At 65.8% G+C, this 24,310-nt stretch carries 21 protein-coding genes and 1 tRNA gene; 3 read left to right on the forward strand and 19 right to left on the reverse strand.

Annotated elements, in window-relative coordinates:
- Window positions 1–60 precede the first annotated feature (60 nt).
- The 14 genes from obgE to clpX all read right to left on the reverse strand — a co-directional run bounded on the left by obgE (window position 61) and on the right by clpX (window position 16,066).
- Window positions 61–1,320: a GTPase ObgE gene (obgE, locus tag ACPXYO_RS17845; protein WP_423923389.1), complete on the reverse strand. Its 1,260-nt coding sequence runs from the start codon at window positions 1,318–1,320 to the stop codon at window positions 61–63.
- 87 nt (window positions 1,321–1,407) lie between these two features.
- Window positions 1,408–1,659, reverse strand: coding sequence for a 50S ribosomal protein L27 (gene rpmA, locus ACPXYO_RS17850; protein ID WP_420623406.1), 252 nt, complete (start codon window positions 1,657–1,659; stop codon window positions 1,408–1,410).
- Between the two features lie 3 nt (window positions 1,660–1,662).
- Window positions 1,663–1,974 carry a 50S ribosomal protein L21 gene (gene rplU / locus ACPXYO_RS17855; RefSeq protein ID WP_420623405.1) on the reverse strand — a complete coding sequence of 104 codons (312 nt, stop codon included), beginning with the start codon at window positions 1,972–1,974 and terminating at the stop codon, window positions 1,663–1,665.
- Window positions 1,975–2,031: 57 nt separating this feature from the next.
- Window positions 2,032–4,005 (reverse strand): Rne/Rng family ribonuclease, encoded by a 1,974-nt coding sequence (locus ACPXYO_RS17860; protein ID WP_423923392.1) that lies wholly within the window; start codon window positions 4,003–4,005, stop codon window positions 2,032–2,034.
- Entirely contained in the window at window positions 3,998–4,789 is a 792-nt protein-coding gene (locus ACPXYO_RS17865; RefSeq protein ID WP_423923394.1) for a TIGR03936 family radical SAM-associated protein, read from the reverse strand. Before ACPXYO_RS17865 ends, ACPXYO_RS17860 begins: the two co-directional genes overlap by 8 nt.
- Before the next feature lie 67 nt (window positions 4,790–4,856).
- Complete coding sequence (locus ACPXYO_RS17870; RefSeq protein ID WP_423923396.1) at window positions 4,857–6,932, reverse strand: radical SAM protein; 2,076 nt, start codon at window positions 6,930–6,932, stop codon at window positions 4,857–4,859.
- A gap of 70 nt (window positions 6,933–7,002) precedes the next feature.
- A complete protein-coding gene (gene rodA / locus ACPXYO_RS17875; protein WP_423923398.1) occupies window positions 7,003–8,172 on the reverse strand; it encodes a rod shape-determining protein RodA in 1,170 nt (389 codons plus the stop codon).
- A complete protein-coding gene (gene mrdA / locus ACPXYO_RS17880; protein ID WP_423923400.1) occupies window positions 8,169–10,346 on the reverse strand; it encodes a penicillin-binding protein 2 in 2,178 nt (725 codons plus the stop codon). Before mrdA ends, rodA begins: the two co-directional genes overlap by 4 nt.
- Complete coding sequence (locus ACPXYO_RS17885) at window positions 10,339–10,872, reverse strand: hypothetical protein (RefSeq protein WP_423923402.1); 534 nt, start codon at window positions 10,870–10,872, stop codon at window positions 10,339–10,341. Before ACPXYO_RS17885 ends, mrdA begins: the two co-directional genes overlap by 8 nt.
- Before the next feature lie 16 nt (window positions 10,873–10,888).
- The gene (gene mreC, locus ACPXYO_RS17890; protein ID WP_420623398.1) at window positions 10,889–11,758 is read right to left on the reverse strand and encodes a rod shape-determining protein MreC; all 870 of its coding nucleotides are present in this window, start codon (window positions 11,756–11,758) and stop codon (window positions 10,889–10,891) included.
- Between the two features lie 53 nt (window positions 11,759–11,811).
- Window positions 11,812–12,870, reverse strand: coding sequence for a rod shape-determining protein (locus ACPXYO_RS17895; RefSeq protein WP_423923404.1), 1,059 nt, complete (start codon window positions 12,868–12,870; stop codon window positions 11,812–11,814).
- Window positions 12,870–13,316, reverse strand: coding sequence for a nucleoside-diphosphate kinase (gene ndk, locus ACPXYO_RS17900; RefSeq protein WP_423923406.1), 447 nt, complete (start codon window positions 13,314–13,316; stop codon window positions 12,870–12,872). Before ndk ends, ACPXYO_RS17895 begins: the two co-directional genes overlap by 1 nt.
- A gap of 63 nt (window positions 13,317–13,379) precedes the next feature.
- A complete protein-coding gene (locus tag ACPXYO_RS17905; RefSeq protein ID WP_423923408.1) occupies window positions 13,380–14,804 on the reverse strand; it encodes a bifunctional folylpolyglutamate synthase/dihydrofolate synthase in 1,425 nt (474 codons plus the stop codon).
- Window positions 14,801–16,066, reverse strand: a complete 1,266-nt coding sequence (gene clpX / locus ACPXYO_RS17910) for an ATP-dependent Clp protease ATP-binding subunit ClpX (protein ID WP_420623395.1) — start codon at window positions 16,064–16,066, stop codon at window positions 14,801–14,803. The genes ACPXYO_RS17905 and clpX overlap by 4 nt, the downstream gene beginning before the upstream one ends.
- Before the next feature lie 191 nt (window positions 16,067–16,257).
- On the opposite strand from clpX, the gene tig reads away from it, so the two are divergent.
- Complete coding sequence (gene tig / locus ACPXYO_RS17915) at window positions 16,258–17,763, forward strand: trigger factor (RefSeq protein ID WP_423923410.1); 1,506 nt, start codon at window positions 16,258–16,260, stop codon at window positions 17,761–17,763.
- Between the two features lie 35 nt (window positions 17,764–17,798).
- Window positions 17,799–18,440: an ATP-dependent Clp protease proteolytic subunit gene (locus ACPXYO_RS17920; RefSeq protein WP_423923923.1), complete on the forward strand. Its 642-nt coding sequence runs from the start codon at window positions 17,799–17,801 to the stop codon at window positions 18,438–18,440.
- A gap of 87 nt (window positions 18,441–18,527) precedes the next feature.
- Here ACPXYO_RS17920 and ACPXYO_RS17925 read toward each other — a convergent pair.
- From ACPXYO_RS17925 to ACPXYO_RS17945, 5 genes are all read right to left on the reverse strand, one after another.
- Window positions 18,528–18,599 (reverse strand) — tRNA-Gly (locus tag ACPXYO_RS17925).
- A 35-nt stretch (window positions 18,600–18,634) separates the two neighbouring features.
- Window positions 18,635–19,792 (reverse strand): glycine cleavage T C-terminal barrel domain-containing protein, encoded by a 1,158-nt coding sequence (locus ACPXYO_RS17930; protein ID WP_423923412.1) that lies wholly within the window; start codon window positions 19,790–19,792, stop codon window positions 18,635–18,637.
- 44 nt (window positions 19,793–19,836) lie between these two features.
- On the reverse strand, window positions 19,837–20,790 hold the full coding sequence (locus ACPXYO_RS17935) for an SDR family NAD(P)-dependent oxidoreductase (protein WP_423923414.1): 954 nt from the start codon (window positions 20,788–20,790) through the stop codon (window positions 19,837–19,839).
- Window positions 20,791–20,989: 199 nt separating this feature from the next.
- On the reverse strand, window positions 20,990–21,943 hold the full coding sequence (locus ACPXYO_RS17940) for an SDR family NAD(P)-dependent oxidoreductase (RefSeq protein WP_423923416.1): 954 nt from the start codon (window positions 21,941–21,943) through the stop codon (window positions 20,990–20,992).
- A gap of 3 nt (window positions 21,944–21,946) precedes the next feature.
- Entirely contained in the window at window positions 21,947–22,459 is a 513-nt protein-coding gene (locus tag ACPXYO_RS17945) for a VOC family protein (protein WP_423923418.1), read from the reverse strand.
- A gap of 241 nt (window positions 22,460–22,700) precedes the next feature.
- Between ACPXYO_RS17945 and ACPXYO_RS17950 the strand changes: the two genes are divergently transcribed.
- Entirely contained in the window at window positions 22,701–24,197 is a 1,497-nt protein-coding gene (locus ACPXYO_RS17950) for a CoA-acylating methylmalonate-semialdehyde dehydrogenase (protein WP_423923420.1), read from the forward strand.
- Window positions 24,198–24,310 lie beyond the last annotated feature (113 nt).

Genomic DNA, 24,310 nt, shown 5'->3' on the forward strand with positions numbered 1-24,310 from the left:
GACATCAATCCTGCCTCGCCGCAGCCTCGATCACCCAGAACTCATTCACAGCCAGCGGGCTCACGTGTCGGGCTCATAGGTGAACTCGAAGTCGCCGATGCGTACGAGGTCGCCGGACCGTGCGCCGCTGCGGCCCAAGGCCCGGGACACACCCAGCTTCTCCAATCGCCGCTGAGCCCATGCGAGCGCCGCCGGATCCGTCAGGTCCGACAGGGCCACTGCCCGGCGAGCCTGTCGGCCTTCGATTTCGAAGATCCCGTCTGCGAGGTGCAGAACAGTGATGCCGGCGGATTCGGGGCGGTGCACCACGTACTGCGTGGGGGCTTCGTCGGCCTCCCTGGCTTGAGAGACCAGATCACGCAACTGGCCGAGCACGGAGGCCACGCCTTCACCTGTCACGGCGCTGACGCGCGGGCCGTCCCAATCGAGGTGGGCGACATCTGCTTTCGTTCCCACGATCAACCGTCGGCGGGCTGCGAGAACGGCGTCATAGCGCTCAAGTTCCGCGATGAGTACTTCGATCTGCTCGCGGGGATCGCGGTCGGTCACTTCGGCGAGGTCAGCCATCATCAGCAGCACTCGGGCTCGCTCGACGTGGCGCAGGAATTGGTGACCGAGGCCCTTGCCCTCGGCAGCGCCCTCGATCAGCCCAGGCACATCTGCGATCACCATCTCGAAGCTGTCGGGATCCAAACCACCCCTGCCGTCGCCGAGTCGGACGACACCGAGGCTGGGCGTCAGGGTCGTGAAGGGGTAGGAGGCGACCTTCGGCCGCGCTGCAGACACCGCACTGATGAAGGTGCTCTTGCCTGCATTCGGGAATCCCACAAGCGCCACGTCGGCCATCAGCTTCAGCTCCAGGCCGAGCCAACGCTCCTCGCCCGGTTCTGCCTGTTCCGCAAATTGAGGCGCCCGCAACCGGTTCGAGGCGAAGCGGGTGTTGCCCCGGCCACCGCGGCCACCCTGAGCAGCCAGCCAGCGGTCGCCGGCATTCACGAGATCGGCCAGCACCGTTCCGTCACGATCCCGCACGATCGTGCCCTCTGGCACACGCACGATCTCGTCGACTCCCTTGCGGCCGTGCCGCTTGCGGCCCTGACCGTGGGCACCATTGGTCGCCCGCCGGAACGGGAAATCCCGGAACGCCAGCAGCGACGCCACGTTGCGGTCTGCTACCACCCACACATCGCCGCCGTGGCCGCCGTCGCCGCCATCGGGACCGCCACGCGGCACGTGCGACTCGCGCCGGAACGAGACACAACCCGCCCCGCCGTCGCCGCCTTTCGCGTGCAGCTGACACTCATCGACAAAGTCGCTCATCAGCATTCGCCTGTCTCAGGCAATTCCGGCTAGACCCTCTCAGCGCCCACGCGGACGCCTCGAAGTTCGGGTGATGACCAACGAGGGCTACGACGTGACGACGTCGACCAGCCGGCGGCCCCGCCGATAGCCGAAGCGTACGACGCCGGGAGCCGTCGCGAACAGCGTGTCATCCTTGCCGCGACCCACGTTCTGCCCCGGATGGAACTTGGTGCCTCGCTGGCGCACGATGATGCCGCCAGCGTCGATGGTCTGTCCCGAGTACACCTTCACCCCGAGACGCTTCGCGACAGAGTCGCGCCCGTTGCGAGTGGAGCCTCCGCCCTTGGTCTTCGACATGGTTCAGTCCCTCGCGATCGCGGTGATCTCGACTGTGCTGTAGCGCTGCCGGTGGCCCCACCTGCGCCGGTTGGTGGTGGCGTTCTTGTAGGTGAAGCCGTCGATCTTCGGGCCCTTGGTCTCGCCTACCACGCGGCCCCGCACAGAGGCACCGACGAGCTCGGCGGGCGTCGCCAGCACCATGCCGTCATCGACCACGAGGACTGGCGTAAACGTGACCTCTTCGCCGGCCGGCACCTCGAGCAACTCGACATCAAGCCGTTGGCCGGCCTCGACGCGGCGCTGCTTGCCGCCGGTGGCGATGACTGCATACATCGACTGGGAAGGATACCGATGGGCTACCCGATCGGCGCATGAATTTCGCTCTTCGAATCAGGAGAAGAGCGATTCGCGCAACTGGATGCCCCTCCCCTCGCACACGTCGCAGGGATCTGACATCGACTCGAGCAGTCCCTCTCCTGTGCGCATCCGAGTCATCTGCACGATGCCCATGTCGGAGATTGGCTCAGTCGCGGTTCGGGTCTTGTCGCGAGCCAGTGCCTCATTCAGCGTGGACATCAGCTGTTCGCGCTGGCGCTTGTCATCCATGTCAACGAAGTCCACGATGATGATCCCGCCGATGTCGCGCAGCCGCAGTTGCTTGGCGATCTCGGTAGCGGCTTCGAGATTGTTCCGGAACAACGTCTCGTTGAGGCTTGACCTGCCGACATTGCGCCCCGTATTGACGTCGATCACGGTCAGCGCCTCGGTGTGCTCAATGATCAGCGACCCTCCCGACGGCAGCCAGACCTTGCGGTCGGTGGCCTTGCGCACCTGCTCGGCTACATGAACTCGCTCGAAGAGCGGCAACCGTTCAGCGACGGGGTCGTAATAGCGGATGCGATCCATCAAGGGCGCGGCGACCGCCTCCATGTAGCCCTTGACCTGTTCGAACAGCACCGGATCGTCGATCACCACCTCGCGGAAATCGGCAGTGAACTGTTCCCGGATGATGCGAACCGCCAATTCCGGCTCGCGGAACAGCAGCGCCGGCGCCTCGGAACGCTCCGCCAACTCCGAGATCTGGGTCCATTGGCGTGTGAGACGCTCGATGTCCCGCCGGATCTCGGCCGGAGTGACATTCTCAGCCGCAGTCCGCAGGATCACGCCAAATCCCTCGGGGATTTCCTTGGCCAGCAGACCACGCAGCCTCCGCCGTTCGCGGGTTGGCAGGCGACGAGAGATGCCTGTGACGCTGCTGCCAGGAATGAGGACCACGAAGCGACCGGGCAGCGACACTTCGGTCGTGAGACGCGCGCCCTTGTGGCCGATCGGGTTCTTGATGACCTGGCACATGATCGTCTGCCCGTTGCGGATCAACTCGCTGATCGCAGGACCGTCGACCGTGCGGCCTCGGCGTCCGCCGGTGCGCTTGCGCTCGGGGCTGGCATCTTCATCGCTGTCGTCGTAGGCGACGGTGAGGTCGCCACGGTAGAGAACGGCTTGCTTAGGCGTTCCGATGTCGACGAATGCAGCTTCCATGCCCGGAAGTACCCGGCGCACCCGGCCCTGGTAGAGGTTTCCGTAGATCTCGGAAATGTCATCGGAAGGACGGCTCACGTAGTACTCGATGAGCGACCGGCCTTCGAGCACCGAAATGTGAGTGGCGCCTTCGGCCACATGTACGCACATCCGGTAGCGGCCGAGCGGCTTGCCGTTGCGGTACTGGCCCCGACGCTCGGAGAGCTGCTCGTCGTCGAGCTCGACGGGGCTCTGATCGGCCAGGATCGCCTCGACGGGAGCGTGGGAGCCGTTGCGGTTGTCGGTGGTTGGCGTGCCGGCCTGGTTGGATCGACCACGCCCGCCGCGTCCACGGCCACCCCGCCGACGTCGGCGCCGCCCGGTGGTGCCTTCGCTCTCGCCAGCCTGAGGTGAGGGTCGGGTGTCGCCGATCTGGGGTTTGCGAGCAGGCGGCGGAACCCCTGGCGGGGCTGGCTTCGCGAGCTCGGATTCCGCTTCTTTCGATACTGCGTCGGCCTTGGGCTCAGCCTTGGCCTTGAGCTCAGCCTTGGCCTTGGGCTCAGCCTTGGCCTTGGGCTCAGCCTTGGCCTTGGGCTCAGCCTTGGCCTTGGGCTTGTCGGGAGCCGGAGTCGCCCGCCTGCGTCTGGTCTGCGGCCCTGATGCTGGTTCAGGCGGTGCTGGAGCAGCAGCCTCCGGTTCGGGTGCGTCAGGCTTGTCGCCGCTTGAAGGCGCGACGAGCCGACGCTTGCGAACAGCGGGTGCGGTATCTGCCGATTCGCTCGACGTCTCGCTCTGCGGGTTGTTCGTTGTGTTGTTGGTGGTGTCGTTCAGTGTTGATTCATCCACTGAGGGGTTCCTTGTGTCTCTGGGCGCACTGGGCAGGCACGGCCGGTTCGGCTCGTCCTGCGGCGCCACACGTCCATTGATGTGTTCTACGGGCAATGCCCATCTCGTGTGCCGGCGCGAGCGCTGGCACCAATTCGCTGGGGCGCACGACCCTGGGTGTCGCCGACAGCTCGGCAGACAGCACCGCTCCCCGCCCCGAGGAAGCCTCGACGCGAAGCGCGGCAACGCCTGGTCGTATGTCTGAGCTCAGGGTCTTGCCCTTGTGCACTCGTTCGGTCACCACGGTCTCGGAAGCCAGGAACTCCTCGACCGCTTTGGTTGCCGTAACGGCTTCGAGCCCGGCGATCTCGAATTGCCAGCCGCACGAACGGACCGCCGCTTGCAGCGAGGGTCCGCTGCCGTCGGTCAGCACGACGGCCGACACGCTCATGCCGACCGGGAGCGCTTCGGTCAGCGCTCTCGCCAAGGTGCAGTAGCTCGCCGTCGCTACCTCGGACTCGTCCTCGCACGAGTCATGAGGACCTGAGCGGCAAACGATCACCGGACCGTTGGGGCCGTCGCGCACCGCGTCAGCGGCAAGCGGCAGTTCCAAGAATTCGGCGTCGGACTCGTAGCCGGTCGGCAACGCCAAGCCGAAGCTCAACTTCATGCGAGGCGAGAAGCCCTGGCTATAGGTGACCGGAATGCCGACCTTGCGCACGGCGCGCTCGGTCACGCGGGCCACATCCCGGTGTCCAATGAACCGGATCTTGCCGACTTTGCGGAAGCGAACGCGCAGCTTCAATGTCGTCTCCCACCCATGCGGGTGGGAGCGGCACTGCGGCTCGGCATCGGAGCAATGAGGCCGCGCATCACGCGCCGCCTCCCGCCGATGCACCTGCGCCCGCCAGCAAGCGGGGGCGCAGCTCGACCGGCACCATATGGCCGGTCGCGAGATCCTGTCCCGTCCCCTGACTGCCGCCATTGGGGGCGACAGGGGACGCAACCATGTGCTCGATCCCATATTCAGTACAGGCCCCGCAGTCGTAACACGGGGTCCAGCGGCAGTCAGGCAGGCCATGGCCCTCGAGGGCGTCCTGCCAGTCTTGCCAGAGAAAGTCGCGGTGCAAGCCGGCACCGATGTGGTCCCAGGGCAGCACTTCGTCTTCGCCTCGATGGCGGTACACGTACCAGTCGAGACTGAGGCCGCACGCTGCCATCGCCTCTTCCCAAAGATCAAGGTCGAAACGCTCGCTCCACTCCTGAAATGTGCCGCCCTTGCGCCACACGTATTCGATTGCCGCGCCCACACGCCGGTCGCCTCGACTGGCGATCCCCTCGGCTGCCGAGGCCGCCGGGTCGTGCCACTTGAGCTGGACACGCCGGTTGCGACCCAGCGCCGCTCGCACCAGCCGTACCTTGCGGGCCAGCTCGTCGGGCGGGTTCTGCCCGAACCACTGGAACGGTGTGTGGGGCTTCGGCACGAAGCCCCCCAATGACACCGTCACCGAGGCACGTTTGTTGTACTCCTGCCCGATGCGCGCGCACGCATCGGCGAGGTGAGCGATCGCCTCGGTGTCAGGGTCCATCTCCGAAGGCAGACCCGTGAGGAAGTACAGCTTCATGCGGTGCCAGCCCTGGCTGTAGGCAGAGCGCACGGCGCCGTACAGGTCTTCTTCAGTGATGAGCTTGTTGATGATCTGGCGCAACCGCCACGAACCCGCTTCGGGGGCAAAGGTGAGCCCCGTGCGGCGTGCTCGCGACACCTGAGCCGCCACGTCGACGGTGAAGGCATCGACTCGCAAGCTCGGCAACGAGACGCTGATGCGGCTTGGGTCTAAACCGTTGCCGTCGGCTGCGCCATCTGTGCCCATCGCGCCGGCTGCGCCATCTGTGCCCATCGCGCCGGCTGCGCCATCGGTGCCCATCGCGCCGGCTGTGCCGGCCGAGACCGTGTCCCGGACCAGCTCGGCGATGCCGCTGTAGTCCGCCGTGGACAGCGACATCAGGCTGACCTCGTCGTATCCGCTGCGTTCGAGGCCTGCCGTCACCATCTCTCGGACCTGCGCGGCGGGGCGTTCGCGCACTGGGCGGGTGATCATGCCCGCCTGGCAGAAACGGCACCCCCGGGTGCAGCCCCTGAACACCTCCACCGACAGCCGATCATGGACGACTTCGGTGACCGGCACCAGCTGACGGCGGGGATAGGGCCACTCGCCGAGGTCCGCAACGGTGCGCTTGGCAACGAGCGGCGGCACGTCGGGGTACTTGGGCGTGACCTCGACGAGCGCTGGGCCGTCATAGGCGACGTCGTACATCGCCGGCACGTACACACCCTCGATGCCTGCGAGGTCCCGCAGGATCGTGGTGCGAGTGCCAGGACGCTTGCCGGTTCGCTTCCAGGCACCGACCGCCTCGGTGATCTCGCCGACGACTTCCTCACCTTCGCCGACGACGAAGAAGTCCACAAAATCCGACAGCGGCTCGGGGTTGAATGCGCAATGACCACCAGCGCCGATCAGCGGGTCGGCGTCGCTGCGCCGATCCGCCCTCACCTCCAGCCCCGCCAGATCTATGCAGTTGAGCACGTTGGTGTACACGAGCTCGGCAGAGAGGTTGAAGGCGATGATGTCGAAGAAGGCTGCGGCTCGATGCGTATCGACCGAGAACAGTGGGAGCCCAGCGGCTCGCATCTCGGCCTCAAGGTCGATCCACGGTGCATACGTGCGCTCGGCGCTGGAGTCCGGACGCTCGTTCAGCAGCTCGTAGAGGATCTGAAGGCCTTGGTTCGGCAGGCCGATCTCGTAGGTATCGGGATAGGCCAGGAGCCACGAAGTGAGATGGGGGCCGACCGTCGGTCGCTGCATCCCGTCCTCGCAGCCGATGTACCGAGCCGGCTTGGAGACACGTGGCAGCAGGGGCTCGAGCCGGGGCCACAGCGTTGTCATTGCAACTCCAACGCTACCGGCCCCTGTGGATAATGAAGCGTTTCAGGGCGCCGTGGTTGCTGGTACGCCCTTAGAGGGCGTAGCGGCGCGATCCGACGCTGATGACGATGCCCACGGCGGCGAAGGCCGTGATGGTGCCCGAACCGCCATGGCTCATGAGCGGCAAGGGGATGCCCGTAATCGGCATGATGCCGATCGTCATGCCGATGTTCTGGAACACCTGGAACAGCAACATGGAGAGGACACCGACGACAAGTAATCGTCCGAAGGGGTCGCTGGCGACGCGGGCTATCTGCCAGATGCGCACCGACATGTACGCATAGAGCGCGAGCAGAAGCGAGCCGCCGACGAGGCCGAACTCCTCCCCCAGCGCCGTGAAGATGAAGTCGTTGTGCTGCTCGGGTACCAGGGAGAGGTTCGTCTGCGTGCCCTGCTTCCAGCCCTGACCCCAGATACCGCCCGCACCGATGGCGATCTGGCTCTGCCGCAGGTTGTAGGAGGCCTCCAAGGGCTCGAAGTCTTGATCCAGGAAGGCCGTCAGGCGGTTTCGCTGCGTCTCATTCAGCAGCCGAGGCCCCTGGAGAGCGTCGATGCTGAACACCAGCACGAGAGCCAGGACGCCGGCCAGCGTGATGACGACGATGTGCCGCAGCTGCGCACCCGCGACGAGCAGCATGCCCATCGCAATAGCCACGAAGACCAGCATCGTGCCGAGGTCGGGCTGCAGGTAGATCAGGCCCATCGGCACCACCAGCAACAGCCCGGCGTTGAACAGCGTGTCGAAACGCAGGTACCCCTCGTGGCTGGCAACGAATGCGGCCAGCGACACGATCACGATGAGCTTGGCGAACTCCGAGGGTTGCACCTGGAATCCGAACGCCGGCAATTCGAACCAGGATCGCGCGTTGCGAATCTCCGGGCCCCAGCGCAGGAGTGCCCCCAGCGCGATCAAGACTGCGAGGTACGCAGGCGTGGCGTAGAAGCGCAGCGCCCGGTAATCGACGGCGGCGGCGACGACCATGACCACGATGCCGATCAAGACGAAGATCGCTTGACGGCGCGCCACGGTCCATGGATCGCCACCTTCGAAGGAGAGGCTTCGCCACGTCGAGGCGTAGTTCATGGCGATTCCCAGGCACGCGATCGCAACCGCAGACAGCGCCAGCGTGTAGTCGGCGAACCAGGCCGGAGATCGCAATTCACGCCGGGTTTGTGTGCGATTCAGCAGACGCCCGATCACGACGCCACCTCCACCCTGCGGCGGGGCAGATCGCCCAGGAGCGCTCCGTCGATCTGGTCCACATCGGGGATGCCGTCGCCGTCCGCGTCAGAGGGCGTGTTGGCCCGTGGCAGCTGGATGCCCCACGGGCAGCCTTCAGGCACATAGCCCAGGAACGCCGGATCGCTTCGCAGCGCCTCTGGCACTTCAGGGCACTCGGGCTGGGGCGGCACGAACGCAATCTGCGGCTCGGGCCAGCGCTGCTCGTAGGCCCGCACCGCCTCAATGATGCGCCGAGCCACTGGCGCTGCCGCCTCGCCGCCGTATCCAGCCTCCTCCATGACGACAACGACGGCATAGCGAGGGTCATGCGTGGGTGCCCACGCGACGAACACCGCAGTGTCCTCCTTCTTGCGTCGCAGCACTGCGTTCAGACCCTGCGCCTGCGCCGTGCCGGTCTTGCCCGACACCCGGTAACCCTCGTGGTCGTAGCCCTCGAACGCCCTGGCGGCAGTGCCTCGCAACCGGGAGTTGGTGACGTTGCTCAACCCTTCCCGCACCACCGAGCTGCCGTCGGGGAAGTCCACGACGTCGAGCACCCTCGGCTCGAACGTGAGCACCGCCTCGCCGAATGTCTCAGCCTCCCGCGACACGACCGCCTCGACAATGTTCGGCGAGAAGCGGGTTCCGCCATTGGCCAAAGTGGCGTAGGCATTGACGAGCTGCATCGGCGTCACCGCCACCAGCCCCTGGCCGATCCCGGTGTTGATGTTGTCACCCGGGAACCAGCGCGACGGCTCGTTGTAGGGGTTATAGGCCTCGGGGCTCAGCTCGAACAGGGTTTTCTTCACGTCGCCGTCCGGCACCCGGCCCGTCTTCTCGAATGGCAGCTGCACGCCAGTCGGCGCGCCCAACCCGAGCGATCGGGCCATGTCCTGGATAGCCCACTGCTCGGGACCGTCGATCCAATACAGGTCATCGGAGACCTTGTAGAAGTAGGCGTCGCTCGACCGAGTCAGCGCTCCGGACAGGTCCAGGGTCCCCAGCGCGGCCCGGTCCGAGTTGAAGAAGGTGCAGCGGCCGGTGCAGCCCCGCTCGTCGGGAATCTTGTAGTAGCCGATGTCGTGGAACGAGGCTCGCGGCGAGATGAGACCCGCTTCGAGCCCGGCAAGCGCCGTCACGGGCTTGAACACCGAACCAGGCGAGTAGGTGCCCTGAACTGCAAGGTTGTTGAGCGCTCCCGGCGAATAGGGGTTCTCGAAGACCGAGCGGTACTCCGCCACGGTCAACCCCTCCACCATCCAGTTGGGGTCGTAGGTGGGGTGCGACACCATCGCGAGCACGTCGCCGTTGCGCACGTCCATGACCACGGCTGCTCCCGTGAGTGCCGGGTAGAAGAAGCCCGAGTCCTCGCTCACCGTCTTGCGGGCTCCGATCAGTCCCTGTCGCAAGTACGACTCCACCGCAGCCTGCAACTCGACGTCGATGGACAGCACGATGTCATGACCCGGCTCCGGCGGGACATCGGCCAAAATCCGCTGCACGCGGTCGCGCCGGTCCACCTCGAGCTTGGTGCGGCCCGGCTCGCCATGAAGCTCCGCCTCGAAGAGACCCTCAATACCTGCCCGGCCGACTCGCTCGTAGGGCAGGTAGCCGTCGTCGATCAGCTCCCTGTGCTGGCGTTCCGACATCGCTCCGACGTAGCCCACGATGTGCGCCGCGATCTCGTTCTGCGGGTACACGCGCACCCAGTCCCATTTGGCCTCGACGCCGGGAATGGACCGCTCGGCCACCCGCAGCAGGCCGTCCTCGTCGAGGCCCGTCGCCACCACTTTGGGGGCGAGCGGGTGCGTGCGCTGGTCGGCAAGGCCCTGGCTGAGCTGGGCGACCGGCACATCGAGCAGGTCGGCCAGTTCGGTCAGCACCGCCTCGGTCTGAGGCTCCGTGTAACTCGACTGGTCGATCGTTACGACGCCGGTGCGGATGTTGTCGGCCAGGACCACACCGTGACGGTCGAGGATGCGTCCGCGCGTCGGCGGGGTGATGATGATGCGGACTTGGTTCGACTCCGCAGCTACGGCGAATTGTTCCGACTCGAGCACCTGCAGGTACCACAAGCGAGTGAACAGCGCTCCGAACAGGCCCACCATCACGATGCCCAGGAAGGCCATTCGCCGACGGACGCGCTCATCCACTGCGAGACCTCGGTTCCCGTTCGGCGGTAATGCGCGGGCGGATGATGAGCGCCCAGCGAACCACGCGTTCGAGCAGCGGATTGGTCAGCAGCGACGCGACACCGGTGACGACGGCGATGCGAACAAGCGGAGCCTCCGTCACATAGACGAGATCCATCAGCCAGCCTGCGCTGGCGAACAGGCCGATCCCGCCCGCCGCCAGCACCGACGCCAAAGATGCACGTGCGAACCAGCGCGCCGAGGGGATCTGCTCCGTCACGATGCCTGACAAGTAACCAACCAACGTCAAGACCAGCAGGGACATGCCGAAAGGCGTGTGAAGGATGAGATCGGAGGCCAGTCCACAACCTGCGCCGAAGGACGCCCCGGTGCTGCGACCGCCGACCATCCCCCCTGCGACGGCGAGCAGCACCAACGGATCGACAATGACGCCGGCCGGGGTGATGTGCGCCAGCAAGCCGACGTGCGCCATGACAGCAGCAACCAGCACCAGCGCCGATCGAGCCAGCGGCCCGGCACCTGCCATCACCGCAGGTCCCCTCTCACGATGCCCCGTCCGTATTGACGGGGGTGACCGGGGTGTCTGATGGCTCGCGATCGACAATCACCGGCTCGGGGACATCGGGCTCGTAGAGCAGCACCTGCACCCATCGCAGCCGCGTCAGATCTGCGGCAGGGTGGACGGTGACCCGCTGCGCTCCCCGGACTGCGTCGGGCTCGACATCGGTGACCGTGCCCACAAGCAGCCCGGCGGGAAACGTGCTTCCCTCAAAACCGCTGGTCACCACGGTCTCGCCTGGGATGACGACCGTCTCAAGCTCGATGTAGCTCACCTCAAGGTCGCGACCCGGGCCTCGTCCCGAGGCCAATCCGTCGTCTCCGGATCGGACGATGCGCACGCCGGCGTCGAAGTTGGGATCTGTCAGCAGCTCTACCCGCGAACGAGTGGTGCTGGCCTGCACGACGCGCCCGACCAAACCGTCGCCGCTCTCGACCGGCATTCCCTCGCGTATGCCGTCCCGGCGTCCTTTCGCCAGCTCGATCGTGCGTTCGAAATTCGACACCGGTGCATCAATGACCCTCGCTGTGACCCGAGGGATTGCTCGGGCGGTGTCACGGGCGCCCACCAGAGCGAGCAGTTCCTGCCGGTCCCGTTCCAGCTCGCCGACGCGCAGCACCGATGCCTGCGCTTGTGCCAGCTCGCCGCGCAGCTCTGCGTTCTCGGCCTCTAAGTCGTCGAAGCTGACGACCCCGCGCCAAGCGTTGCGAAACGGCCCGACCACCCAGTCTCCGAAGGTTCGCACCGGTCCCAGCAGGTCCAGCGCTGCGCCGCGCGCGGTGTCCAGCACGCCGCCAGAGCCACGTGCGTCGAGCGTCAACAGTGCAATGGCGGTCACAACGAGCAGGGCCAAGCGGAGCCAGGTGCGTCTCCGAATGCCGGCGCGGCGGGCCACGGCCGGGGGCGTCAGCGCCCCTCGGTGGACGAGTACAGCACTCCGTGGAGGACGTCGAATTCTTCGAGCGTCTGGCCGGAGCCACGCACGACGGCGAACAGCGGGTCCTCCGCGATGTGAACTGCAACGCCTGTTTCCGAGCGCAGTCGATCCGGCAGACCGCGCAGCATCGCTCCGCCGCCGGCAAGTGTGATGCCATAGTCCATGACGTCGGCTGCCAATTCCGGCGCGGTGTCATCGAGCGTCGCCTTCACCGAGTCGACGATTGCGCTGACGGGTCCCGCAATTGCTTCGCGGATCTCGACGCTGTCGACGCTGACCGATTCGGGAAGCCCGCTCACCATGTCGCGGCCACGGACCTCGGCGTAGATCTCCTGCTGCAGCGGCCACGCAGAGCCCAGCGCTAGCTTGACTTCCTCTGCGGTGCGCTCGCCAACGATGAGGCCATGCTCCTTCTTGACGTGAGCAACGATGGACGCGTCGATCATGTTGCCGCCGACGCGGGCAGAACGAGCCGTCACGATGCCGCCGAGCGAGATCACGGCGACCTCAGTGGTGCCGCCGCCGATGTCGACGATCATGCTCCCCTGCGCCGTCTGAACCGGCAGCCCAGCGCCGATCGCCGCTGCCATCGGCTCCTCGATAATGTACGCCCGGCGTGCACCTGCATACTCGGCGGCTTCCAGTACTGCGCGCTGCTCCACTCCGGTGATTCCCGACGGCACGCAGATCACCATGCGCGGCTTGGGCCAGCGCGTCTGGGTGACCTGGTTGATGAAATGCCGGAGCATCTTCTCGCAAATGTCGAAGTCGGCAATCACGCCGTCCTTGAGGGGGCTGATTGCTGTGATGTTCCCCGGCGTGCGGCCGATCATCCGCTTGGCCTCTTGGCCGACGGCCAGCGAATTGCCCGTCATCGAATCGACGGCCACCACCGAAGGCTCATTGAGCACGATGCCCCGGCCGCGCACGAACACGGTCGTGTTCGCAGTACCGAGATCGACTGCGATGTCCCTGCCGCCGAACACGGGTCGGCGCCGACGGGGTCGGGACGACCCGTTCGTCGCCATCAGCTGCCGACCTTGTTGTTCGACGAGACGACGGACGGAAAGAACAGGCCGATCTCTCGCTGGGCGGAGGCTTCGCTGTCGGAACCATGCACGAGGTTCTCGGTGAGCGACAGCCCGTAGTCGCCCCGGATGGTGCCGGGCGCGGCAGTGGCGGGATTGGTGGCACCCATCAGGGTGCGCACGACGGCGAAGACGTCGCCGCCTGCGTCGGCAGGGCTTTCCAGCACCATGACAACCGATGACGAGCGCGTGATGAAGTCCAGCAGTGGTTCGTAGAACGGCTTGCCAGCGTGTTCGGAGTAGTGCCGCTTGGCAGTATCGCGGTCGATTGTCCGGTGCTCCAAGGCCGCGATGGTGAGCCCCTTGCGCTCGAACCTGCCCAGGATCTCGCCGACGAGGCCGCGCTCGACAGCGTCAGGCTTGCAGATCACCAGCGTTTGCCGCATCGCTGTCTCCCTCAGCCTGCTGCCTCGCACCGACGCGTTGCGCGATGGGCTGCGCGCCAGAGACTAATGCGGGTGACTCCCCAGCAGTCGCCGGGCTTCGGCAGCGATGTACAGCGAGCCGCTCACCACCACGATCCCATCGGGACCGGCCCGGTCGAGGGCGTGCTGCAGCGCATCGGTGACGCTCGCAGCCGCGATGATGTCGAGCGGCCGGTCACGGCCGGCCGCTGCGTTCTCTACAGCAGCGGAAACCTCGCTCGGCGGGATCGCACGCGGCCATGACGCCGCAGTTGCAACAACCGCATCGAATGGCTCGAGATCGAGCGCTTCGCAGAACTCGCCGGGATCGTGTGGTCTGTTGGCACCGATCACGAGCACATTCGAGCCGTCCGTGCCTGCCTGCGAAGCGACTTGCGGCTCTCCCGCCGGCGTCGAGCCCATGGACAACGTTTCCGCCAGCGTTTCTCGCAGCGCAGCGGCACCAGCGGGATTGTGGGCCCCGTCGATGACCACCGTCGGCTGACGATTCACGATCTCAAAGCGCGCCGGCAGCGTGATGTCCCCGAGCGCGGCAGTGATCACATCGTCGTCGAGGCTCCGGCCGAAGAATGCCTCAACCGAGCTGATGGCCGTGGCGACGTTGATCGCCTGGTGAGCACCGTGGAGTGGCACGAAGTGATCGGCGTGCTCCCCAAACGGTGTGCGGACAGTCACGAGCTGACCGCCGACGGCGGGTTGGCGGTCGGCGACATCCCAGTCGACGCCGCGGCGCCACAGCTCAGCGCCGATCCCTGCCGCCGTGACGGCCACAACCTCGACGAGCTCAGGGGCCGTCTCGCCGCAGACGGCGATCGCCCCTGCGGAGATGATCCCGGCCTTCTCCGAGGCAACGTTCGCCAATGTGGGCCCGATGATCTCGAGGTGGTCGGCGCCGACGTTGGTGATGACTGCCACTGCAGCGTCCACCACGTTGGTGGCATCCCAGCGGCCGCCCATGCCGACTTCGATCACGTTGACGTGCGCAGTGGAGGCGAACCAGTTGTACGCGGCGGCAGCCATCACCTCGAAGTAGTTCGGCCGCTCGCCGCAGCGCTCGGTCACCATCGACTCGAAGACGGCGACCTCGCTGATCGCCGTTGCGAACGACTCGTCGTCGAGTGGCTCGTTGGCCACGGTGATCCTGTCGTTGACGCGCTCGATGTGGGGTGACGTGTAGCTGCCCGCGGCAAGCCCGCACGCCCCGAGCAGCGCAACTGACAGCCGCGCCGTGCTGCCTTTGCCGTTCGTGCCGGTGATGTGGATGGCCGGCACGCTGTCCTGCGGGTCGCCCAAGACACCCATGAGTGTCCACATGCGATCCAGCGTGGGTGCCGTTGCCTCGGGGCTGCCGAGCAGCCGTTCGAGGTCGATATGGGAATCCAGCCAGTCGAGTGCGGCCTCGTAGTCGCGCAGCGGCCCGGCTGCCGCTCCGATCGGCGCAGGGCTCAAGATGCGCGGCGTGTGACGGTCGAACGGGGCACCAGCGTGGGATTCACCTTGTCGAGCACCACGCTCCGGTCGACGATGCAGCGGGCCACGTCATCGCGGCTCGGCAAGTCGTACATCAGCCCCAGCAGAACTTCCTCGAGGATCGCCCGGAGCCCGCGCGCGCCCGTGTTGCGGAGCATCGCCTGATCCACGATGGCTTCGAGAGCATCCTCAGTGAATTCGAGTTCGACGTCGTCAAGCTCGAACATCCGGCGGTACTGGCGCACCAGCGAATTCTTCGGCTCGGTGAGGATCCGGCGCAATGCGTCGGGACCCAGCGCGTCGACGACGCCGACGACGGGGAGCCGGCCGATAAATTCGGGAATCAGGCCGAAGTGGCGCAGATCTTCGGGCAGCACATCGGGCAGCACGTCGAGCGCTGAGCTGCCGGCAGCGTTGCGCAGCGTCGCTCCGAATCCGATGCCCCGCTCCCCCACACGGTCAGCAATGATGCGCTCGAGGCCGTCGAACGCGCCCCCGCAGATGAACAGCACGTTGCTGGTGTCGATCTGCAAGAACTCCTGGTGAGGGTGCTTGCGGCCGCCCTGCGGGGGCACCGAGGCCACGGTGCCCTCGACAATCTTCAGCAAGGCCTGCTGGACGCCCTCGCCTGAGACGTCGCGGGTGATCGAGGCGTTCTCGGCTTTGCGGGCGATCTTGTCGATCTCGTCGATGTAGACGATGCCGGTCTCGGCGCGCTTCACGTCGAAGTCGGCCGATTGGAGCAGCTTGAGCAGGATGTTCTCGACGTCTTCTCCCACGTAGCCGGCCTCGGTCAGCGCCGTGGCATCAGCAATGGCGAACGGCACATTGAGCATGCGCGCCAAGGTCTGCGCCATCATCGTCTTGCCGCAGCCCGTGGGGCCAATCAGCAGGATGTTCGACTTGGCAATCTCGACATCCTCACCAGCACCAGGTCCGGATGGCTCAAGACGCATCCGCTTGTAGTGGTTGTAGACGGCCACCGACAGGATCGTCTTGGTCTTGTCCTGGTCGATGATGTAGTCGTCGAGGAAGGCAAAGATCTCGCGTGGCTTGGGGACTGACTCGAATGGCGTCTCGGTCGATGTCTCGACTTCGTCGTCGATGATCTCGTTGCACAGGTCGATGCACTCGTCGCAGATGTAGACACCTGGGCCCGCGATGAGTTTACGCACCTGTTTCTGGGATTTGCCGCAGAACGAGCACTTGAGCAGCTCGCTGCCCTCGCCGAACTTCGCCACGCTGCACCTCCCTCCTGCTGAGACTTGGTCGTCGGTAGACGTACAAGGCTCGCACACGGTCCGTCCGCACGCGACCTCACAGTTGCTCGCCAAGGATGGCACAGCGCGCACTGAACAGTGCGATCTGTTTCATCCCGGCCGCTCGGTATCCACGGGGAGCGGTCGAGACGCACCGGTAGGCTCTGCGCTTCGTGAAGACGACGCTGACGCCGCTGGATTCAGCGGATTTCATCGGGCGCGCGCCGATTCCTGAACCTGATCCTCCGGTCGAGGACGAGACGCCGGTTGACCCCGACACCGACGACTCCAGCGACGGCGAGACTGCGACAGAACGAATTGTCGGTCCCCGCGTCAAGCTGACCGTCGAGGTCGACGCCGAGACGTTCGACGCCGACATCGAGGCTGCGTTCCGCAAGCTGGCCCGTGAGGTGCGCATTCCCGGATTCCGACCCGGCCGCGCACCGCGACGGGTGCTGGAATCGCACTTCGGATCCGAGGTTGGGCGCGCACAAGCGCTCGAAGAAGCGGTGCCCCGCTACTACGCCCAGGCGGTGCGTGACAACCACGTCGACGTGGTGAACCAGCCTGAACTGGAGCTCACTCTCGATGGAAGCGAAGGGCCGGTGGCGTTCGAGGCGACGGTCGAGATCCGACCGGTGGTGTCGATCTCGGGCTACAAGAGCCTGCAGGTCGAGATTCCCAGTCCCGAGCCGCCCGAGGAGGAGATTGACGCCCGCATCGACGAGACGCGCCGCCAGTTTGCCGATATCGCCGAGGTGGACCGCACCGCGGAAATTGGCGACCGTGTCACGATCGACATCGAAGGGTCCGTGGACGGCGAGGCGCTGCCCGGACTCTCAGCCCAGGACTACCTCTATGAGGTCGGCAGCGGCGGCATCGTGCCTGAGGTCGACGAGCAGCTCATCGGCTGCGAAGCCGGAGCCGAGTTGTCGTTCAGCGCGCCACATCCGGTGCAGCCCGAGATGGAGATCGACTTCGAGATCAACGTCAACACGGTGTCGGAGTTGGTCCTGCCTGAATTCACCGACGACTGGGTCGACGAGAACACCGAGCACGGCTGCATCGCGGACCTTCGCGAGGCCACGGCGCGGCAACTGAGCTTCGGCCGCATCATGCAAGCCAATATGGCTCTGCGCGACGAAATACAGAAGCACATCGCCGGCCTTGTCGATGGACCGGTTCCCGATGCCATGGTGAGCGGGGCAATTGCGGATCGCATGTCAGAGCTGGGCAGCGGGCTGCAGCAGCGAAACATGACGATCGAGGACTGGTTGGAGGAAACGGGCCAGGAGCCTGCGTCGTTCATCGGGGAATTGCGAGACGATGCCGAGCGTGGCGTGCGTTTGGATCTGGCTCTACGTGCCCTGGCCACGGCTGAAGGCCTGCAAGCCGACGACGATGACATCGACGCAGAGTTGGAACGGACGGCAGCCAACGATGGCCGCAGCCCGGCCCAGCTGCGCGACGTCATGGCAGATGCCGATGGACTCGCTCACCTCACATCAGCGATTTGCAAGGGCAAGGCGCTTCAATGGGTCATCGAAGCCGCCACACTCATCGGACCGGACGGCGACACCATCGACCGCTCAGCGCTCGAATTCCCGTCGCCCGATGACTCGCAGAGCGTTGACGACACCGAAGACGCAATCGACAAAGACGACAAGGACACACCGTGACGACCGAGTTCTCCGCACACGCGGATCAATCTGATATCAGCGCCGGACGGCACAGTGCCCGCAATTACCTCGTGCCCACCGTCGTGGAACAGACCAATCGGGGTGAGCGGGCGTACGACCTGTACTCCCGGCTGTTGAAGGAGAACATCATCTTCTTGGGCACGCCGATCGACGATGTCATCGCCAATCTGGTGTGCGCGCAGCTGATCCACCTGGAGTCGGAAAATCCCGACAAAGACATCAACATCTACATCAACTCGCCCGGTGGGGACCTCAGCTCGCTGTTCGCCATTTACGACACGAGCCAGTACATCCGCAACGACATCACCACCATCTGCCTCGGGCAGGCGGCGTCTGCCGCTGCGGTGCTGCTGGCTGCGGGCACGCCGGGCAAGCGCATGGCGCTGCCCAATGCACGGGTGCTCCTGCACCAGCCCTACGGGCAGGCGATGGGTCAAGCCACCGACATCGAGTTGGCGGCGCGCGAGATTGAACGGATGCGTGAACGGCTTGAGCGGATCATTGCGCACCACACCGGCCAGGAGTTCGAGCGCATTCACACCGATACCGACCGCGACTTCATCATGGATGCCGAAGCCGCCAAGGAGTACGGGATCATCGACGAGGTGATCGCGAACCGCCAGGTGCTCGAGGACGGCCCGATCCGCGCTGCCTAGAGCGAACGGACGACGGGAATCACTGAGTCCCCCGCAGCACACCATGTGCTGCCAGCATCATCAGCTTGGAAGGCTGAGGTTCTGGCGAGCGGACGACGGGAATCGAACCCGCATCATCAGCTTGGAAGGCTGAGGTTCTGGCCGTTGAACTACGTCCGCGGAGGCGGTCAGGGTAGCGGCGCGACGTTGGCGGCCTAGTTCGGCCCGGCAGCAGCCTTGGAGCCAGGCGGCAGATTGAAGGGCAGTTGCGTCGTCATGGCTGAGCGGTCGATGCCGTCGAGATTGACCCGCAGCGCCGTGTCCGGCTCGAACCAGGGCGGATCGAGCAGCGCGAGGCCGATGTTGGTGTCGAACCTCGGCGAGCGAGCAAGCGCTCGCAGCGTGCCCACTGGGTGACCGTCGGGGCACTGCACGGTGCGCGGCGACCGCATTGGCGACGGCGGGTCGCCATCGACGACGAGACCGACGAGGCGTCGCTGGGTGCCCGAAGCCCGCCGAGCCACCAACGCGGCTTTGCCGATGAAGTCGTGACCCGCTTGATGGTCACCATCGTCTTCCGGGCTGACGAACCGGCTGATTCCGGCCTCGTCGGGATCTGTCTCGGGATCGGTGTCGCCACCGAAGGACAGCAGGAAGCTCTCGATGCGCTCGGCGTTGTTCGGCGCGCCCACTGCAAGCCCGAAAGGTCGACCCGCTTCCCACAGCAGGTCCCAGAGCTCTTCTCCCCGGGAGCCGTCCATCAAGAAGAGCTCGAAGCCGTCTTGGCCGGACCATCCGGAGCGGCACACGATCATGGGGATGCCGTCGTGCTCGTGGCGGACGAAACGGAAGAAGCGCACGTCGCGCACCCAGTCCCCCAACGCCGCCGCCACGACATCGGCGGCGCGGGGGCCTTGGATCGCAAGCGGCCAGACGTCCGGCTCGGTCACGTCGACGTCGAATCCGCCTTCGCCCGCCACCGCTCGTGCCCACAGCAGCACGTCGCTATCGGCAATCGAGAGCCAGAACGTCGTCTCATCGATTCGCAGCGCCATCGGGTCGTTGACAAGGCGACCCTCGTGGTCGCACATCGGCGCATAGCTGGCCGCACCGACCTCGAGGTCCCGCAAGTCTCGGGCGCAGAGATACGTGACCAATCGGTGCGCATCCGGTCCGGCGATCTGCACTTGGCGCTCACAGCCGACGTCCCAGATCGCCGCGGCTGTGGTCAGTGCCCGGTAGTCCGCAGCAGGATCATCGGTGCTGATAGGCAGCACCGTGTGGTTGTAGACCATCGCCTTGGTCATGCCTGCTGCTACCGCGCGGTCAGTGAACGGCGTGATCTTGGTCCGGGGACCGATAATCAGCTCCACCCCGAGCTCCAGCCCTGCGAGGCGAACTAGCGACCGGTGCGCAGCTAGCTGCCAATCGCCTGCAAGTGGCCTGCGTCGCGCAGCCGCTCGAAGAACTGCGGTTCGTAGGCGGACTCAGGGTCTGCACGCACTGCGGTGTCGATGGCGTGCGCATCTTCGCCGACCAGGATCCGCCAATCGCCCGCGAGGACTCCCGCCAGGATGATCTGGGCAGCTTGAGCGGCTGTCGTCGGGGCATCGACACGGAAACGCGTATTGCGATCGACGACCAGCGCCTCGATCTCGGCATCGCTGAACTGATCGATTGGGATCCCCCGGGCCGCCATCGTCTTGCGCCGCAGTGGGATATCGAGACCATGCGCCTCGATGCTGTTGAACGCGATCGAGGTGCCGATGTGACCGGGCATGACGACGTGGGCGCTGACGTGCGGCGCGTGGAGCGCGAGGTCCACCATGAGTGCTTCGGTGAAGCCCTTCACGGCGAACTTCGCAGCGGAGTAGGACGTGTGGGGCACGCCTGGCCCGACGGTCGCCCAAAACCCGTTGATGCTGCTGGTGTTGACCATCGCCGCCGCATCTGAGCGGACGAGCAGGTCCATGAAGGCACGTGCGCAATTCAGTACCCCGTTCCAGCACACCTCGAAGGTCTTGTCCCACGCTGCGCGTTGATCATCGATGACGAAACTGCCGCCGCCGCTGATACCGGCGTTGTTGAACAGCAGGTTGATGTGGTCGGTCTCGTGGGCAGCGGCGACGTCGGCCGCAAACGCTGCGACGGCGTCAGTATCAGTGACATTGCACAGGTGTGTCGTGATGCGCACCCCTTCGGAGGCGTCCTGACTGGCAAGTTCCGCTGTCTCGGAAAGCGTCTCGCTGTTGAGGTCGCAGGCAGCGACATGCGCTCCCGCTGCCGCGAGTTGGCGAACCAACTCACGGCCCATGCCGGTGCCGCCGCCGGTCACCACTGCGATGCGCCCAGCAAAGTTTGATACAGCCATGCGTCTGTCTCCCCCACTTGTGCACGCAGACGCGGCTCCGTGCTGCGTGTTGGTCGGTCGTGTCAACCAGTGCTGAAGTCTCGCAGTGTCACGATGCTTCCGCGTCAAAGCCGGACGCGACCTCGCCAGGTCAGCCTTCCGGCGGGCCGCCCGCGAACATCTCGGCAGGTGGTATGAGCACCTCGGCACCGGTGCGCGGCTAGCGGCCGAACGCCTGCAGGTAGCCCGCGTTGCGCAGCCGCTCGAAGAACTCCGGTTCGTAAGCCGACTCAGGATCGGCGCGCACTGCATTGTCGATGGCGTGCGCGTCATCGCCGACCAGGATGCGCCAATCGCCCGCAAGGACGCCCGCCAAGATGATCTGGGCGGCTTCGGCAGCTGTCGTCGGGGCATCGTCTCGAAAGCGCGTGTAGAGGTCGAGGACCAATGCCTCAACCTCGGTGTCGCTGGACTGATCGAGCGCCACCCCCCGGGCCGCCACGGTCTTGCGCAACACCGGCGCATCGAGACCGTGAGCGGAGACGCTGTTCAGATCGATCAATGTGCCGATGTGGCCGGGTATCACTACGTGGGCGCTGACGTGGGGCGCGTGCTGCGCGAGATCCACCATGAGCGCCTCGGTGAAGCCCTTGACGGCGAACTTTGCCGCGCAGTACGCCGTGTCCGTCACGCCTGGACCGAGCGACGCCCAGACGGCCATGGCACTGCTGGTGTTCACGATCGCTGCCGCATCTGAGCGGACGAGCAGGTTCATGAAGGCGCGAGCGCAGTTCAGTACCCCGTTCCAGCACACCTCGAAAGTCTTGTCCCACGCAGCTCGCTGATCATCGATCACGAAGCTGCCGCCGTGGCCGATGCCGGCGTTGTTGAACAGCAGGTTGATGTGGTCGGTTTCGTGTTGTTCCATTACCTCCGCGGCGAACGCTGCCACGGCACCTGCGTCGGTGACATCGCACGAGTGCGTGGTGATTCGCACGCCGCTTGCGGCCCGCGACGTGGCCAACTCGGCGGTCTGCTCCAGCGTCTCATCGTTGAGATCGCACGCCGCTACGTGTGCGCCTGCCACTGCGAGCTGGCACACCAGCTCGCGGCCCATACCGTTGCCGCCGCCGGTGACCACGGCAATACGTCCCGCGAGTTCAGTGACGGCCATGGATCAGCCTTCCGGCGGACCGCCAGCGAACATCTCGGCGGCCGCGGCTTCCATTTCCTCGGGGGTCACGTCTCGCACATGGGTGGCGATTGACCAGTTGTGACCGAAGGGATCGCGGATGCCGCCGAAGCGGTCTCCCCAGAACATGTCCGTCGGCGGCATGGTCAACTCAGCACCTTGCGCCACGGCCGCCTCGATGGTGGCGTCACAGTCGACGACGTAACGGTGCATGGTGACCGAGGAGCCGCCGAGCGCAGCGGGGGCTGATTCCGAGCCGGAGAACTCTGGAAAGTCGTCGGCCAGGAAGATCAGACCGTCGCCCAGGATCAGCTCGGCGTGAATCAGCTTGCTGCCGTCGGGTGTGGCCTGCCGGTTCGCCTCGCGGGCACCGAACGCGGCCGTGTACCACTCGATGGCATCGGCAGCACCGCCGGGCGAACCATTGGTGCGGGCACCGATCGTCATGTAGGGCACGACAAAGGGCCGGTCGGCGGGAATCGGTTGCACATCGCTCATGGCGCGGACTCTAGCCACGGCCCGCCAAGCGGAACGCTGCTCCCAGCCCCGCTCCCAAGTGCGTTTCCGATCAACCCCCAGCGCTGCTTCCAGAGCCGCTCTCAAGAGCATTTTCGATCACCTCGCAACGCTGCTCCCGGCGCCGCCCCCAAGTGCGTTCCCGTTCACCCCGCAAGGCTGCGACAATGCGTCATTCGGCGCGCTCGCCAGGCACTCGGCGCTGCCGGTAAGGAGGACTCTCATGAGGCAAGTCGACCACTGGATCGGCGGTCAGCGAACGCAAGGGTCGCCCAAGACGCTGTTCGAAGTGACCGACCCGGTCACCGGCAGTGTCATCGCCACGGTTCCCATGGCGTCCGCGGGCGACGTGGACTTGGCCGTGGGCACGGCACGCACGGCGTGGGATGGTTGGCGGGAGGCCTCCATCTCGTCTCGAGCTGCGGTCATGTTCGCCTTCCGGGAGCTGCTCGAGGAGCATCGCTTGGAGCTGGCCGAGATGGTCTCGGCCGAGCACGGCAAGGTGCGAGCCGACGCCATGGGCGAGTTGCGGCGAGGGATCGAGGTGGTGGAGTTCGCCTGCGGCATCGGCCAGCTGCTGAAGGGCGAACGCACCGACGACATCAGCACCGAGCACGACGCCTACACAGTCCGCCAGCCGGTCGGCGTGGTGGCGGGTATCACGCCGTTCAACTTCCCGGCGATGGTGCCCATGTGGATGTACCCGGTAGCCATCGCCTCCGGCAACTGCTTCGTGCTCAAGCCGTCAGAGAAGGACCCGTCGGTGGCGGTGCGCATCGGCGAGCTGTTCGCCGAGGCCGGGCTGCCCGACGGCGTGTTCAGCGTGCTCCACGGCGATGCGGACGCGGTGAATGGCCTGTGCGAGCACCCTGGGATCGACGCGGTGAGCTTCGTGGGCTCGACGCCGATTGCTCGTCATGTGCACCGCACAGCGTCAATGGCCGGCAAGCGGGTGCAGGCGCTCGGCGGTGCCAAGAACCACATGATCGTGTTGCCCGATGCGGTCATCGGCCAGGCCGCTGACGCCGCCGTGTCGGCCGGTTACGGCTCTGCCGGCGAGCGCTGCATGGCCATCTCGGTGGTCGTGGCGGTGGGGGCAATCGCCGACGACCTGTCTGAGGCGATTTGCGAGCGGATCGACGCACTGCGCATCGGCCCCGGACTTGGTGCCGAGGCCGTCGACATGGGCCCGCTGGTCACCGCAGAGCATCGTGATCGAGTGCTCAGCTACATCGACCTGGGCGAGTCCGAAGGAGCGGTGCTGGTACGTGACGGCCGCGGCCTTGTGGTGGACGGCCACCCGAACGGCTACTGGGTCGGGCCCACCTTGCTCGACGAAGTCACCACCGAAATGAAGGTGTACGAGGACGAGATCTTCGGCCCGGTGCTGTGTCTGGTGCGCGTCGAGTCGTTCGAAGAGGCGATGGAGCTGATCGAGAACAACCCATACGGCAACGGCGTGGCGCTGTTCACCCGTGACGGCGGTGCGGCACGGCGATTCCGGCGAGAAGCCCCCGTCGGGATGATCGGTGTCAACGTCGCAATTCCGGTGCCGATGGCGTACCACTCGTTCGGTGGCTGGAAAGACTCGCTCTTCGGCGATCACCACATGCACGGACCCGAAGGCATCCGCTTCTACACAAGGCTCAAGGCGGTCACCGAGCACTGGCCCGACCCGGCCGACCGCGGCGTCGACCTGGGCTTCCCGACAGCTCGCTAAGTTCATCCCGCCGTACGCCGGCGATCACAGCATTCGTGAATTGTAGGGTGAGTTCTTCGTAAAATCTGCGGTTAGCGGTCCGTAATTTCTGTGGCTAACAGAAGCGTGAGCCG

This window comes from Candidatus Poriferisodalis sp. (assembly GCF_965237655.1).
Classification (GTDB): Bacteria; Actinomycetota; Acidimicrobiia; order Acidimicrobiales; family Poriferisodalaceae; genus Poriferisodalis.